Consider the following 13,226-nt stretch of genomic DNA (forward strand, 5'->3'; position numbering starts at 1 on the left):
CCGCATACAATTCATGCCATATTGGCGTCTATTCAGAGTTAACTGGTGGCGCGGAAGTGACGTGGGCGCAGGCCTGACACAAACAGGGTAAACAGGTAGGCCAAGCCCCCTGCGGCCACCATTACACCCATACGCCAGGCCCGTTCAAACCAGCCCCAGGCACTCCAGCTTTCCCAGACGTGAAGGAGCCCCATCAACACAACGACCATCGCCAAATTCGCCGCTATCAACCGCAATAGGAATCGCCCCCAACCAGCCTCAGGCATGTAAACGTCATCCCGGCGCAAACCCTTGTACAGTAACCAGGCATTGATTGCCGCCTGGCAGGCGGTAGCCAGCGCCAGTCCCATATGGCCGAGTTTAAAATAATGATTCAGCGGGATAACAAACAGAAGGCTCAGCACCATCTTGGCCGAAATTGCGATCAAGCCGAAACGCACCGGTGTATAGGTATCCTGACGGGCAAAATAGCCCGGCGCTAGCACTTTGATCAACATAAAAGCCAACAACCCCAAGGCGTAAGCTCGTAGGGACCAGGCCGCCATCTGCATATCTCTGGGCTGCATCTGGCCGTATTGGAATAGCGTGGTCAACAGCGGCTCAGCTAATACCACAAGGGCTACCGCCGCAGGCAGGGAGATAAGGGTAACGCTGCGCAGCGCCCAGTCGAGGGTATGGCGAAAGCGGCGCGGGTCTCCATCGCTGTGCAGACGAGACAAGCTCGGCAATATCACCGTTGCCACAGCCACACCAAACACCCCCAGCGGTAATTCGGTCAGGCGATCGGAAAAATACAACCAGGAGACACTGCCACTGGGCAGGAATGAAGCCAGCAGCGTATCCAATACCAAACTGATTTGAGTGACCGAGACTCCAAAAATTGCCGGAGCCATCAGGCGCAGAATTTTGCGTACCCCCGGGTGGCTCCAATCCCACTTGGGCCTTGGCAATAACCCCTCGCGCGCCAGAAAAGGCAGCTGAAACAGCAATTGCACCACTCCGGCCAAAAGCACACCCCATGCCAAGGCCAGTATCTCTGGATCGAACCAAGCCGTACCTATAGTTGCCGCACCAATCAACACCAGATTCAACATAATTGGCGTCAGTGCCGGAATCGCAAATCGATCAAAGCTGTTCAGAATAGCGCCGGTGAAACCCGCCAGGGAGATCAACATCAGGTAGGGGAAGGTAATTTGCAACATGCCGGTGGCGAGCTCAAACTTTTCCCTTTCGCTGCCATCCCACCACCAGCCAAATGCAAAGATCCCCGTCACCAGAGGCGCGCACAATACGCCAAATAAAGTAACCAACAACAAAACACCGCCGAGTGCTCCCGCGACGCGATCATTGAGCTCTCGTGCTGCAGCAATGCCCCCCTTTTGGCGGTACTCCGCCAACACCGGCACAAATGCTTGGGCAAAGGCGCCCTCAGCAAACAAGCGGCGGAAAAAGTTAGGGATTTTAAACGCCACGAAAAAAGCATCGGCGGCATCCCCAGCCCCGGCAAAGCGCGCCAGGGCCATATCCCTGGCCAGGCCGGCAACCCGGGACAACATCGTTGCGGCCCCCACCACCGAGCTGCCGCGCAGGAGTCTGGATGTACCGGTTTTTTCGACGGGCTGGTCTTGGGTGGGCGGCGACTGGGGCAACGCTGTGACTCCTGGATTTGGGCGATATCTGCTGGCCGGCAAGTCTACCGCAATTCCACAAAAGTCATTGAGGGATGGATATCTTTATGCTCCTACGACCTGGAGCCCACGAGCCTATACTAGCTGTGAATTAGTGACGCGTCCCACGGAATCGGTGGCGCGGGGAGAAGACAGGATGACCATTAACGCTTTGATTATTGCCCTGGCACTGGCGATTGTGCTTTACATTGCGATAATGCGTGGCCCCCGCCCCCAGCGTGTGCGTGTCCGCGTAGATTCGCCCCGCGACCGGCGCTACCACCGCCTGAAATAACAGGACACACCGGTTGCCATCTTTCGCCACAATTGCGCAGCGATTTGCCACCACTGCGCCACGCCAGTGCCTCCTTGGAGCTTTTTAATAGCACTCAAACGGGCCACACACAGCCCCACCGAGTAAAAGAAAGCCTCCAAGGAGAGTAAGCAATGAAAAAAACATTAATGGTTGCAGCCCTGACTTCCCTGATCGCCTCTGGTACCCAGGCGAATGAACTCAACGAATCGAAACTGACCCCGGCCAAGCAGGCCACGGTCTTTACCACGGCAGCCGTTGCCGGTGCCGCTGTAGGGGGCCCTGTCGGGTTTATCGCCGGCGCAATCGGTGGAGCCTGGCTCGGCGAACAGGTCAAGCAAGCAGAAGAGGCTGATATGCTGGCAACACAACTGACAGAGAGCCGTGCAGAGCTCAGCAACCTGGCACAGCAACTGGATGCGGCTCGACTGTCCGCGAATGATGCCAGCCAAGTGGCACTGGATTCATTACAGTTCCAGATGCTATTCACCACCGGGGAAGACGAACTCCAGACCACCCAGCTTCAACAGCTGAATGCCATGGCAGACTTCCTGAAACGCCATCCCCACCTGCAGATTCAACTGGAGGGACACGCGGACCCACGGGGCAGCGATGGTTACAACAACGTGCTCTCTGACCAACGTGCCCTAAGTGTTGAACAGGCACTGATCTCTCTGGGCATTGACGCCTCCCGCATCAGCCGTCGCGCTATGGGCTCCACCTATTCGGAGGCCCCCAAGGGCGATGTCGACGCTTACGCCATGGAGCGCCGTGTTGATATCCGCTTTTCCCTACCGGAATCCATGGCCGGACACTTCTAACAACTGCTAAACAGCCGCGATGGACTGCAAATCCTCGCGGCTGCGCAAGGTGACTTCAAATCGCTATTGCGCCTGTGGACTGATTAAAAGTATGGCCACAAACTCTCCTCCGTGAAAAAAACCCTGTTGTGCTTGCGGGCCATTTGCGCCCGCCTTTTTGCCAATAAGCTGCTATTTCGTGCATGATTCTCCGCCACAAAGGAAGCAGCCGGAATCAGCCATGAGTGCAACTATCGCTATTGTCGAAGACGAGCGCGCCATCGCCGAAAATTACCGCGATGCATTGCGCCGTAGCGGTTATCGAGTCGATCTCTACAGCGCAAGGATTGAAGCCATGGAAGCTTTCCGGCAGCGACTGCCAGACCTGGCGGTAATCGACGTCGGGCTCGGCAGTGAAGTGGAAGGCGGTTTTGAGTTGTGCAGGGAGCTGCGCGCTATGGCCCCCAGTCTGCCAATCCTGTTTCTCACCGCCAGAGACTCCGAACTGGATATTATTTCGGGACTACGCCTCGGCGCCGACGACTATCTCACTAAGGATATCTCCCTGCCCCATATGCAAGCGCGTATCAACGCGCTGCTGCGACGGGTCAGCGTACTGCGCGACCAGAGCGATGAAGGGGAGAGCCTTACCCAGGGCAAGCTGGAATTGGATATTTCCCGGTTGCATTGCCACTGGGACGGAAGGGTAGTTGATCTCACTGTCACTGAATTCTGGATTGTCCACGCTCTAGCCAAGCGCCCCGGGCATGTGAAGTCCCGCAGTCAGCTGATGGAGGCCGCTCGGGTAGTTCTGGATGACAACACCATCACCTCCCACGTAAAGAGAATCCGCAAAAAATTTCAGGCCCTGGATAATGAATTCAACGCTATAGGTACAGCCTATGGCATGGGCTATCGCTGGCAGCTCTGATTGCCTCGGCAACATAGCAGCCGGTCTACAGCTTTTCGGGGACCCGTAGATGAAACTTCGCCGACAACTCCTATTGGTGAGCCTTGTGGCGCTGGCTCTGCCCTGGGCCGGCTGTCAGTATCTCCGTCAGGTGGATGCGGCACTGGCGCAGGGCCAACTACAGGCCCTCGAGGCCACAGCTGCAGCAATTGCCGCGCGCCTGGCCAGCGCACCAGAGTTAATCGCTCCCGATCCCGCACGCCATGCTAGACCGCCTGGAAGCCAGCTCTACTTAAATCCCCTCTCCCACCCTCCAGTTGTAGATGGTTACGGGGACGATTGGCGTCCCTGGGAGCTTACTCCCCGAGAACTGCTCAATGAGCAGCACATGCCCCAGGCCCAGATCACACTCGGCCAGTATGCTGATCAGATCTACCTACTGCTAACAGTCAGTGATGAGACCCCAGCCTACCGGGACCCTCGCACAAACCTGCTCGCCGGAGGGGATACCGTTCAGCTGTTTACCAATGGGCGCCATTATCTGTTGCCGGTGGCGAGCCGGGGGCCTGTCGAGGCCTTTTGGCACAATCCACGCGAAGGCAGCTACCAACGCGAATTGCGCCTACGCGGGCGCTGGACCGCTTCACCGAAGGGGTATCAACTAGAGCTCAGCCTTCCCTACACACTCACACGTGGCAGCCTGTCCATTCAAATACTCGACCGCACCAGTAGCAACGGTTCCCCACCAGTTCACAGTACCAGCACCCTTCCCGCCGATGGCCTGCCGGGGCACTTAGTTGCTCCACTGCCCAAGCTGCAGGGGGAATTGGACCACTTTGCCCGCCCAGACCTGCGCTTGGCAGTCGTAGACAGCGAAGGATTCTTGCTCGCCAGTAACGGCCAACCACAGGTGGCCAATGAGGAGCAGAACACACCGCGGCCCTGGCTGCGCAGTTGGATTTATCGCAAACTGCTTGCCAGGGAAGAGCTACCAAAGCTACCCCAAAATGAACTGCCGCTAAGCAGTGGCATTGGACGTGATACAGCCGAGCAGTGGTTTGGCGGGCCACTACAGTCGCGTATAGGAGCAGTCAGTGTGCCCGTGATAACCCGGGCTGACGAAGTCGTAGAAAGGCCTCTGCTGGGACGAGTGCTTGTGTTGCAGTCCGCTGAGGCTATGCAGTCGATGACCGATAGCGCCGCACACAGGTTATGGTTGATTAGCTGTGCGGCAGCAGCAACCGCACTGCTGTTTTTGCTCGGCTACGCCAGCTGGCTATCTTGGCGCATTCGCAAGCTGCACCGCGCTGCGCGCAATGCGGTCGACAGCAGTGGCAAATTGCGTGGCAACTTTCCCCTCTCCTCTGCCAGAGACGAACTGGGCGCACTTAACCGTGCCTTTGCCAGTCTGCTGGGCGAGCTAGATCAGTATCACCAATACCTGCGAACCCTCGCCAGTAAATTGTCCCACGAGTTGCGCACGCCTCTCGCGGTGGTGCGCTCTTCACTCGATAACCTCTCCACCGGCAAACTGGATGAAGACAGCCGCCGCTATGCCGAACGCGCACTGGATGGCAGTGCCCGCCTATCCGGCATCCTCAACAGCCTCTCTGCGGCTAGCAACCTGGAAGCCAGCATTCATCAGGCAGAGCGCGAGCGCTTTGACTTGGCGGACCTGCTGGAAGTTATGGTGCAGTGCTATGGCGACGCCCACCCCCGCCACCAATTTTCTCTGAAAAAGCCTAATGGAGAGCTTCGCTGTGAGGGCGCGCCGGAGCTATTGGCACAGCTTTTAGATAAGCTGGTAGACAATGCCTGTAGTTTCGCCCCAAAGCACAGTGAGATTCAGCTTGCAGTCTACAGCGAAAAGGACGGATACCTAATTAGTGTGAGTAACGACGGTCCATTGCTACCCAATGGCTATGCACACAAGCTGTTCGATTCCCTGGTATCTGTGCGTAAGGAAGGTGACAACGCTGGGCATTTGGGCCTTGGATTGCATATCGCTAAATTGATTGCTGACTTTCACCGAGCCCGCTTGGAGGCTCGAAATCGCACAGATAATAGCGGTGTGGAGTTCAGCCTAAAACTGCCGACCCGCTAATCACGCACCAGCACCGGCAGACAAAGCGCAAGCTATCTGCCCAGATGGTTGACAAACAACCAGCTGTGGGGATAATGTCGCGTCCCGATCGGGCCCCAGGGCCTGTTAGTTACAGATTTATAGATTCCAGACAGGAGCAACCGGTGGCCAACTCACCTCAAGCGAAGAAACGCGCGCGCCAGAACGACAAGCGCCGCATGCATAACGCCAGTCTGCGCTCCATGGTGCGCACCTACATTAAGAAGGTAGTTGCGGCCATCGATGCAGGCGACGCTGAAAAAGCAAAAACTGCATACGCAGAAGCGGTTCCCGTTATCGACCGCATGGCAGACAAAGGCATTATTCACAAGAATAAAGCCGCTCGTCACAAGAGCCGCCTGAACGCTCAGGTTAAAGCTCTCGCCGCCTAATTCTTTAGGTAGCAGACACAAAAAACCCCGCAATGCGGGGTTTTTTTATGCCTGAAAGCCAGTACTTCTGCTAGAGCAAGATAAGGTTATCTCTGTGTATCAACTCATCGTCATCACGATAGCCGAGCAACTCAACAAAGCGCTCCGATGACTGCCCGAGAATCCTAGCACTCTCGCTGCTGTCATAATTTACAAGACCACGGGCGATCTCATGTCCCGCACCATCAAGACAGGAAACCAAGTCTCCCCGGTGAAAACGCCCCTGCACCGCGGTCACCCCCACCGATAGCAAACTCTTACCACCATCGCGCAATGCCCTCTCAGCACCACTATCGAGAGTGAGACTACCGCGCGCCTGTAGCTGCCCGGCAAGCCAGCGCTTCCTCGCCGCCAAGGGGTCCGCTTCCGGAAGCAGGAGAGTTCCCAAATCCTCACCCTTCCATACCCGCGTTACCACTCCCTCTCTGGCACCCCCGGCAATTACAGTGCAGGCACCGGAACGAGCCGCCAGTTGTGCCGCACGTACTTTGGTGGTCATACCTCCTCGTCCCAGACCACTGCGGGAGTCCCCCGCCATCCCCAGCAGCCTCGGATCCCGCGCCGAGGCCTCACCAACGAGCTCCGCATCGGGGTTATCGCGAGGATCTTCGGTAAAGAGCCCATCGGCATCAGTCAAAATCAACAGGGCATCCGCCTCGACAAGGTTAGCCACCAACGCCGCCAAGGTGTCGTTATCACCGAAACGTATTTCATCGGTTACGACGGTATCGTTTTCATTGACGATCGGCACAGCCCCCAAGGAGAGTAGTGTTCGCAATGTACTGCGCGCATTGAGGTAACGAGTGCGGTTGGAGAGATCATCATGATCCAACAAAATCTGCGCGCTGCGTATATCGAAGCGACCGAAAGCCTGCTCATAGACCTGCACCAAATGGCTCTGCCCTATCGCAGCTGCGGCCTGCAACTGATGGATCGACTCCGGTCTGCGGTTCCAGCCGAGACGATCCATACCCGCGGCTACTGCCCCAGAAGAAACCAACACCACTTCAACACCCTGCTGGCGCAATTCGGCGATCTGCGCCACCCAGGCGCAGATCGCCGAATTATTGACGCCTCGACCGTTATCAGTAAGTAGGGCACTGCCAATTTTTACCACCCAGCGCCGCCCCTTAGAAAGCCCTCTACGGGACACTGATACGGAGCCCATACTTCCTCCCTGGACACCGGCCCCTAGGGGCCTATCGAATTATCATCACATTGCCGGTAAAGAGCCGGAGCTGACAGAAATTCTGCGCGGCAGCACAGATTTGCCACCGGAAACATACGATTCAAGAGCGATACTCAATATCGACATCGTGATCGTCATCATCCCAGTCTTCGTCATCATCGACATGCCCCTTGGCAGCCCTGCGCTTGGCGCGATGGCTAACCCGAAGCTCCTCGATACGCTCGCGGGCTTCGCGCTGCATCTGACGCTGCGCCTCCAATTCAGCCTCAGCCAATTCCGGATCGCGATCCTCCTGCTCTTGGCGCTCCTCCAGGTAATCCATCAAGCGGCCGCTAAGTACATCCGTACCCTCACCGCGAATAGCCGCCACCCGGAACACCGGCCCTTTCCAGCCCAGCGCATCCACAACCGACTGACAGCGCTCTTCCAGTTCAGCAGCAGGCACCAGGTCAGTCTTATTCAGTACCAACCAGCGCTCGCGACCCGCCAGAGTATCGCTAAAACTAGCCAGTTCACGCTCGATAGCGCGGGCGTTCTCCACTGGGTCCGAACCATCAAATGGCGCCAGGTCTACCAAATGCAGGAGCACCCGGCAGCGAGTCAAATGCTTGAGGAAACGAATTCCCAGGCCTGCTCCTTCAGCCGCCCCCTCAATCAAACCCGGAATATCGGCAATCACAAAACTGCGATGCCGCTGTACCTGAACCACTCCTAGGTTTGGCACCAAGGTCGTGAAGGGATAGTTAGCCACCTTGGGCTTGGCCGCCGATACCGCCCGAATAAACGTGGATTTGCCGGCGTTGGGAAGCCCCAACATTCCCACATCCGCAAGCACCTTCAACTCCAACTTCAGGCTGCGAAGCTCACCCTCGCTACCATTGGTGGTCTGGCGAGGGGCTCGGTTAGTGCTCGATTTAAAGCGCGTATTACCCAAACCGTGAAAGCCCCCCTGGGCGACCAGCAGACGCTCACCGGCTCGGGTCATGTCACCAACAGCTTCACCGGTATCCACATCGATTACTGTGGTACCCACAGGCACCTTAAGAACAAGGTCTTCCCCTTTGGCCCCAGTACAGTTACGCCCACGGCCAGGCTGGCCGCTCTCAGCGGCGTAACGGGGCTGGTAGCGGTAATCTACCAGAGTGTTGAGGGAATCATCGGCCTCCAGGTAGACGGAACCGCCATCACCGCCGTCACCGCCGTCCGGTCCCCCCTTCTCTACAAACTTTTCCCTGCGGAAACTCAGGCAGCCATTGCCACCTTTACCCGCCTGCACAAATATGGGCGCCTCATCGACAAACTTCATAATCACTCCACCGCCACAGCGGTTGTCTCATCCGGTGCGCACATACACACACCTACCATCATATTCATCATACCAGCCGACAAGCCGCCACTCGCAGGCATCTGCCGCCCCAACTTCCCACCACCCCTCTATTTAGGGCTGCCCCAACAAAAAAGCCCCGCAATAGCGGGGCTTTTTATGAAGCTAGGGCTTGCGACCGCTTAAGCAGTTTCGATAGAAACGAACTTGCGGTTGTTGGGGCCTTTAACTTCAAACTTCACAACGCCGTCCGCAGTGGCGAACAGGGTGTGGTCTTTGCCCATACCAACGTTAACACCAGCGTGGAACTTGGTGCCACGTTGACGAACGATGATGTTGCCTGCCGCTACAGCTTGGCCGCCAAAGCGCTTCACGCCCAGGCGTTTACTCTCGGAATCGCGACCATTTCGCGTACTACCGCCAGCTTTCTTATGTGCCATGAGTCGTTACTCCTCTCTTATGCCTTGATGCCAGTGATTTTAACTTCGGTGTACCACTGACGGTGGCCCTGGCGCTTCATAGAGTGCTTACGACGACGGAATTTGATGATCTTCACTTTCTCGCCGCGGCCGTGGCTTACCACTTCAGCAGATACTTTAGCGCCGTCTACAACGGGAGCGCCGATGTTGATTTTATCGCCATCAACGACCATCAGCACTTTGTCGAAATCGATGGTTTCGCCAGTAGCTACTTCCAGCTTTTCCAGGCGAAGTACTTCGCCTTCTTCTACACGGTGTTGCTTGCCACCGCTCTCAATAACAGCGTACATATTTCTATGCTCCGGTATGGACGACACGAAGCAGCGGGAGGACTATCGAGTCACTGCTCCGCATTTCGGGAGCTTGCGCCGTGTTGTTTAACATCTATTTCGCCGGCGGCACCAGCAACAGTAAAGCCGCGGAGCCCGCAATCGACGGGGCGCAGATTCTAATCAATTCGCCGGGTTGATACAATAGCGGCCCTCTGCCGCCCGAGCCTTCGGGGGCGCCTGTCTAGTCGTATTAAGGAACTCTCAAATGCTGCCTTTTCACCGGGTCGCCGCCGAAGACTTTGCCGCGGTCAACCAGCGTATTCTCGACCAACTGCACTCGGATGTCCCCCTGGTGGAAAATATAGGCCACTACTTGGTTGAGGCCGGCGGCAAACGCCTGCGACCCCTGCTGGTGCTGCTATGTGCCAGGGCCTGTAACTACCGAGATGAGGGCCATATTGATTTGGCCACCATTATCGAATTTATCCACACCGCCACCCTGCTACACGATGATGTGGTAGACACTTCCGATATGCGTCGCGGCCGCCTTACCGCCAATGCCAAATGGGGCAATGCACCCAGCGTCCTGGTGGGAGACTTTCTATACTCCCGTGCCTTCCAGATGATGATTGCCCTAAAGGACATGCGCATCATGGCAATCCTCTCTGACACCACCAATACCATTGCCGAAGGTGAAGTACAGCAGCTGGTAAACGCCGGTGACCCAGAGGTCAGCGAAGAAAACTACTTCAGTGTGATTTACAAGAAAACCGGAGCGTTGTTCGAAGCGGCCTGTGAGACCGCCGCCGTTTTGGCCGACTGTTCCGCCGAGGAACAAAATGCCCTGAAACTGTATGGACGCCATTTAGGCCTCGCATTCCAGCTGGTGGATGACGCCCTGGATTATCGAGGCAACCCGGAAGAACTAGGCAAAAATGTCGGCGATGATCTTGCGGAGGGCAAGCCCACACTTCCCCTGATCTACACCATGGCCAATGGCAGCCAAAACCAGGCGGCTCTGGTAAAGGAGGCGATTGAACAGCGCAGTGCAGCAAAGCTGGTAGAAATTGTCGAGGCTATTGAGGCCTGCGGAGCACTGGATTACACCATGGAGCGGGCCCGCGCTGCCGTGGAGAATGCCAAAACTCAGCTGGATTTCCTACCCGAGAGTGATCAAAAAACCGCCCTACAACAACTAGCCAGCTTTGCCGTGGAGAGAAATGTCTAGCAGGCTCGGAGTATCGTCCTAGCCCTAGATACGAGAAGGCCAGATGTCGTAAACCAGCACCCATAAAAAAAGCCCCATAAAATGGGGCTTTTTTAATTTCAAGGCGGCAGCTCATGAAGCCTATTCAGAGCTGATCAGGAAATCATGAACGAATCAACTTTAGTAGCTCTTCGGTCTTCTCACGCATCAAAGCCTTATCCCCGCGGGACTCAACATTGAGGCGAATCACGGGTTCAGTATTGGACATGCGTAAATTAAAGCGCCACTCGGCATAAGCCACACTCAGACCATCCACATGCTCGACACTGAGTGCATCTGCACCATACTTTTCCTCTGCAGCTTTAATAACCGCTGCCGCATCCTGCACCTTGGAATTGATCTCACCCGAGCAGGGGAAAGCTGCCATGCGCTCTCCGACCAACTGGGACAGAGTCTTACCACTTCGGCTGACCAGCTCTGCCACCAACAACCAGGGGATCATGCCACTATCGCAGTAAGCGAAGTCACGGAAATAATGGTGTGCACTCATCTCACCACCATAAATGGCATCTTCTTTGCGCATGCGCTCCTTAATAAAGGCATGACCAGTTTTGCTCTGGACTGGCTCACCCCCAGCAGCACGCACAATATCTTCCGTATTCCACAGCAGGCGGGGATCGTGGACCACTTTGGCGCCTTTGTGCTTCACCAGGAAGGCCTCGGCAAGCAGGCCGACCACATAGTAGCCCTCGATAAAATCACCGTTTTCATCGAAGAAGAAACAGCGGTCAAAATCTCCATCCCAGGCAATACCAAAGTCGGCGCCACTCTCACGCACCATCTCTGCAGTAGAGGCACGGTTTTCCGGTAGGATTGGGTTGGGGATACCGTTGGGGAAATTCCCATCTGGCTGATGGTGAACCCGCACAAACTCAAAAGGCAAGTGAGGGGCTAGCACATCGACAACTGCACCTGCACCACCATTGCCCGCATTCACTACCAGCTTCAAAGGCTTCAGCGCTTTACTATCAACATAACCCAATAAGTGCTCAACAAAAGCCGGTCTGTGCTCAAAGCTCTGCAGTTCACCGCGCTCTGCAACAGGAGCGAAGTGGTTTTCCTCTGCCAGGCGCTTGATTTCCAATAACCCGGTATCCCCACTAATCGGCCTACTACCCGCGCGAACAAACTTCATGCCATTGTAATCCATGGGGTTATGGCTGGCGGTAACACAAATACCGCCATCAAAATCACCATAGAAAGTAGCGAAATACACTTCTTCAGTACCACATTCGCCGATATGAAAAACATCGGCACCGGCATCGCGTAAGCCATTCACCAGGGCATCGGTCAGTTCACCACTGGTGAGACGAATATCGTGCCCAACGACTACCCGTTGTGCATCCAGGAATTGTGCGAATGCACGCCCCACCCGGTAAGCCACATCTGTGTTCAGTTCATCTGGCACACGACCGCGCAAATCATAGGCTTTAAAGCAGGTCAGTTCTGACACTTATTTTTTCTCCTCAGCTGCTTGCTCCGGCAGATACTTATTTTCATAGACATGGTTAGTAGCTTCAATAAACCCTTCCACAGAGCCACAGTCAAAGCGCCGCCCCTTAAAAGCGTAAGCAAGAACACAGCCTTGCCGCGCCTGGGTCAGCAATGCATCAGTAATTTGCACTTCCCCATTTTTGCCAGGCGGGGTATTGCGGATAAGATCAAAAATATCTGGGGTGAGAATGTAGCGCCCTATGATTGCCTTGTTACTTGGCGCATCTTCAACGGCCGGCTTTTCCACCATATCCGTTACCTGGTATAGGCCTGGCTTGATTTCATTGCCTGCAATCACACCGAATTTATGAATCTGCTCCATCGGCACTTCTTCGACGGCCACTATGCTGCAGCGAAACTGCTTGTAAAGCTGAACCATCTGCGAAAGTACGCCAAGGTCTTCATTCAGGCACAGGTCATCAGCTAGCACCACTCCAAATGGCTCATCTCCGACTAGACGGTGCCCCTGCAAAATAGCATCACCCAGTCCACGCATCTCTCCCTGGCGAGTATAGGAGAAGCTGGCACTATCAATTACTTTATGGACAGAATCTAGGTAGCGCTCTTTACCAGTTCCGGCAATTTGATGCTCCAGCTCGTAATTGGTATCGAAGTGGTCCTCAATAGCGCGCTTACCACGCCCAGTAACGAAACCTATCTCTGTGAGGCCGGCTTCAATGGCCTCTTCTACCCCATACTGCACCAACGGCTTGTTCACCAGTGGCAACATTTCCTTCGGCATCGCCTTGGTGGCAGGCAGGAAACGGGTGCCGTAACCGGCAACCGGGAATAAACATTTCTTAAGCATTGCGCTACCCCATAATCCAGATAAATAAGCGCTCTCCTGCGCCGACGGCAACCTAACACAGCTCAGAGGAGAGTTCACCTACAAAGGATGACGCCAAATTCCTCCAATGTGTCAGCGCTCAACACAAATGATCATATAAGATGTTGTGAA

Annotated in this window: 13 protein-coding genes; 6 read left to right on the forward strand and 7 right to left on the reverse strand. The window is 55.5% G+C overall.

Annotated elements, in window-relative coordinates; genetic code table 11:
* Positions 1 to 38: 38 nt before the first annotated feature.
* The gene (gene murJ / locus ACJJIC_RS00180; RefSeq protein WP_444908660.1) at positions 39 to 1,649 is read right to left on the reverse strand and encodes a murein biosynthesis integral membrane protein MurJ; all 1,611 of its coding nucleotides are present in this window, start codon (positions 1,647 to 1,649) and stop codon (positions 39 to 41) included.
* Between the two features lie 4 nt (positions 1,650 to 1,653).
* On the opposite strand from murJ, the gene ACJJIC_RS00185 reads away from it, so the two are divergent.
* The 5 genes from ACJJIC_RS00185 (at position 1,654) to rpsT (ending at position 6,204) form a co-directional block, all read left to right on the forward strand.
* Positions 1,654 to 1,962 (forward strand): hypothetical protein, encoded by a 309-nt coding sequence (locus ACJJIC_RS00185; RefSeq protein WP_444887970.1) that lies wholly within the window; start codon positions 1,654 to 1,656, stop codon positions 1,960 to 1,962.
* 152 nt (positions 1,963 to 2,114) lie between these two features.
* Positions 2,115 to 2,801 (forward strand): OmpA family protein, encoded by a 687-nt coding sequence (locus tag ACJJIC_RS00190; RefSeq protein ID WP_252084444.1) that lies wholly within the window; start codon positions 2,115 to 2,117, stop codon positions 2,799 to 2,801.
* Positions 2,802 to 3,021: 220 nt separating this feature from the next.
* Positions 3,022 to 3,711, forward strand: coding sequence for a proteobacterial dedicated sortase system response regulator (pdsR, locus tag ACJJIC_RS00195; protein WP_252084443.1), 690 nt, complete (start codon positions 3,022 to 3,024; stop codon positions 3,709 to 3,711).
* A 49-nt stretch (positions 3,712 to 3,760) separates the two neighbouring features.
* Positions 3,761 to 5,794: an ATP-binding protein gene (locus ACJJIC_RS00200; protein ID WP_444887969.1), complete on the forward strand. Its 2,034-nt coding sequence runs from the start codon at positions 3,761 to 3,763 to the stop codon at positions 5,792 to 5,794.
* A 143-nt stretch (positions 5,795 to 5,937) separates the two neighbouring features.
* Positions 5,938 to 6,204 carry a 30S ribosomal protein S20 gene (gene rpsT, locus ACJJIC_RS00205; RefSeq protein ID WP_020411431.1) on the forward strand — a complete coding sequence of 89 codons (267 nt, stop codon included), beginning with the start codon at positions 5,938 to 5,940 and terminating at the stop codon, positions 6,202 to 6,204.
* Positions 6,205 to 6,274: 70 nt separating this feature from the next.
* On the opposite strand, the gene proB is transcribed toward rpsT, so the two are convergent.
* The 4 genes from proB to rplU form a co-directional block, all read right to left on the reverse strand.
* Complete coding sequence (proB, locus tag ACJJIC_RS00210; protein ID WP_445357794.1) at positions 6,275 to 7,411, reverse strand: glutamate 5-kinase; 1,137 nt, start codon at positions 7,409 to 7,411, stop codon at positions 6,275 to 6,277.
* Between the two features lie 121 nt (positions 7,412 to 7,532).
* A complete protein-coding gene (gene cgtA / locus ACJJIC_RS00215; RefSeq protein WP_444908658.1) occupies positions 7,533 to 8,738 on the reverse strand; it encodes an Obg family GTPase CgtA in 1,206 nt (401 codons plus the stop codon).
* Positions 8,739 to 8,938: 200 nt separating this feature from the next.
* The gene (rpmA, locus tag ACJJIC_RS00220; RefSeq protein ID WP_067086922.1) at positions 8,939 to 9,196 is read right to left on the reverse strand and encodes a 50S ribosomal protein L27; all 258 of its coding nucleotides are present in this window, start codon (positions 9,194 to 9,196) and stop codon (positions 8,939 to 8,941) included.
* Positions 9,197 to 9,213: 17 nt separating this feature from the next.
* Entirely contained in the window at positions 9,214 to 9,525 is a 312-nt protein-coding gene (rplU, locus tag ACJJIC_RS00225) for a 50S ribosomal protein L21 (protein WP_252084438.1), read from the reverse strand.
* Positions 9,526 to 9,772: 247 nt separating this feature from the next.
* Between rplU and ispB the strand changes: the two genes are divergently transcribed.
* Positions 9,773 to 10,735, forward strand: a complete 963-nt coding sequence (gene ispB / locus ACJJIC_RS00230; RefSeq protein ID WP_444908657.1) for an octaprenyl diphosphate synthase — start codon at positions 9,773 to 9,775, stop codon at positions 10,733 to 10,735.
* Between the two features lie 142 nt (positions 10,736 to 10,877).
* Here ispB and ACJJIC_RS00235 read toward each other — a convergent pair whose 3' ends face one another.
* Positions 10,878 to 12,227 carry a phosphohexomutase domain-containing protein gene (locus ACJJIC_RS00235; protein ID WP_444908656.1) on the reverse strand — a complete coding sequence of 450 codons (1,350 nt, stop codon included), beginning with the start codon at positions 12,225 to 12,227 and terminating at the stop codon, positions 10,878 to 10,880.
* Positions 12,228 to 13,076 carry a UTP--glucose-1-phosphate uridylyltransferase GalU gene (gene galU / locus ACJJIC_RS00240; RefSeq protein WP_444908655.1) on the reverse strand — a complete coding sequence of 283 codons (849 nt, stop codon included), beginning with the start codon at positions 13,074 to 13,076 and terminating at the stop codon, positions 12,228 to 12,230.
* Positions 13,077 to 13,226: the final 150 nt, after the last annotated feature.

This window comes from Microbulbifer mixtoriginis (SeqCode), from assembly GCF_052468275.1.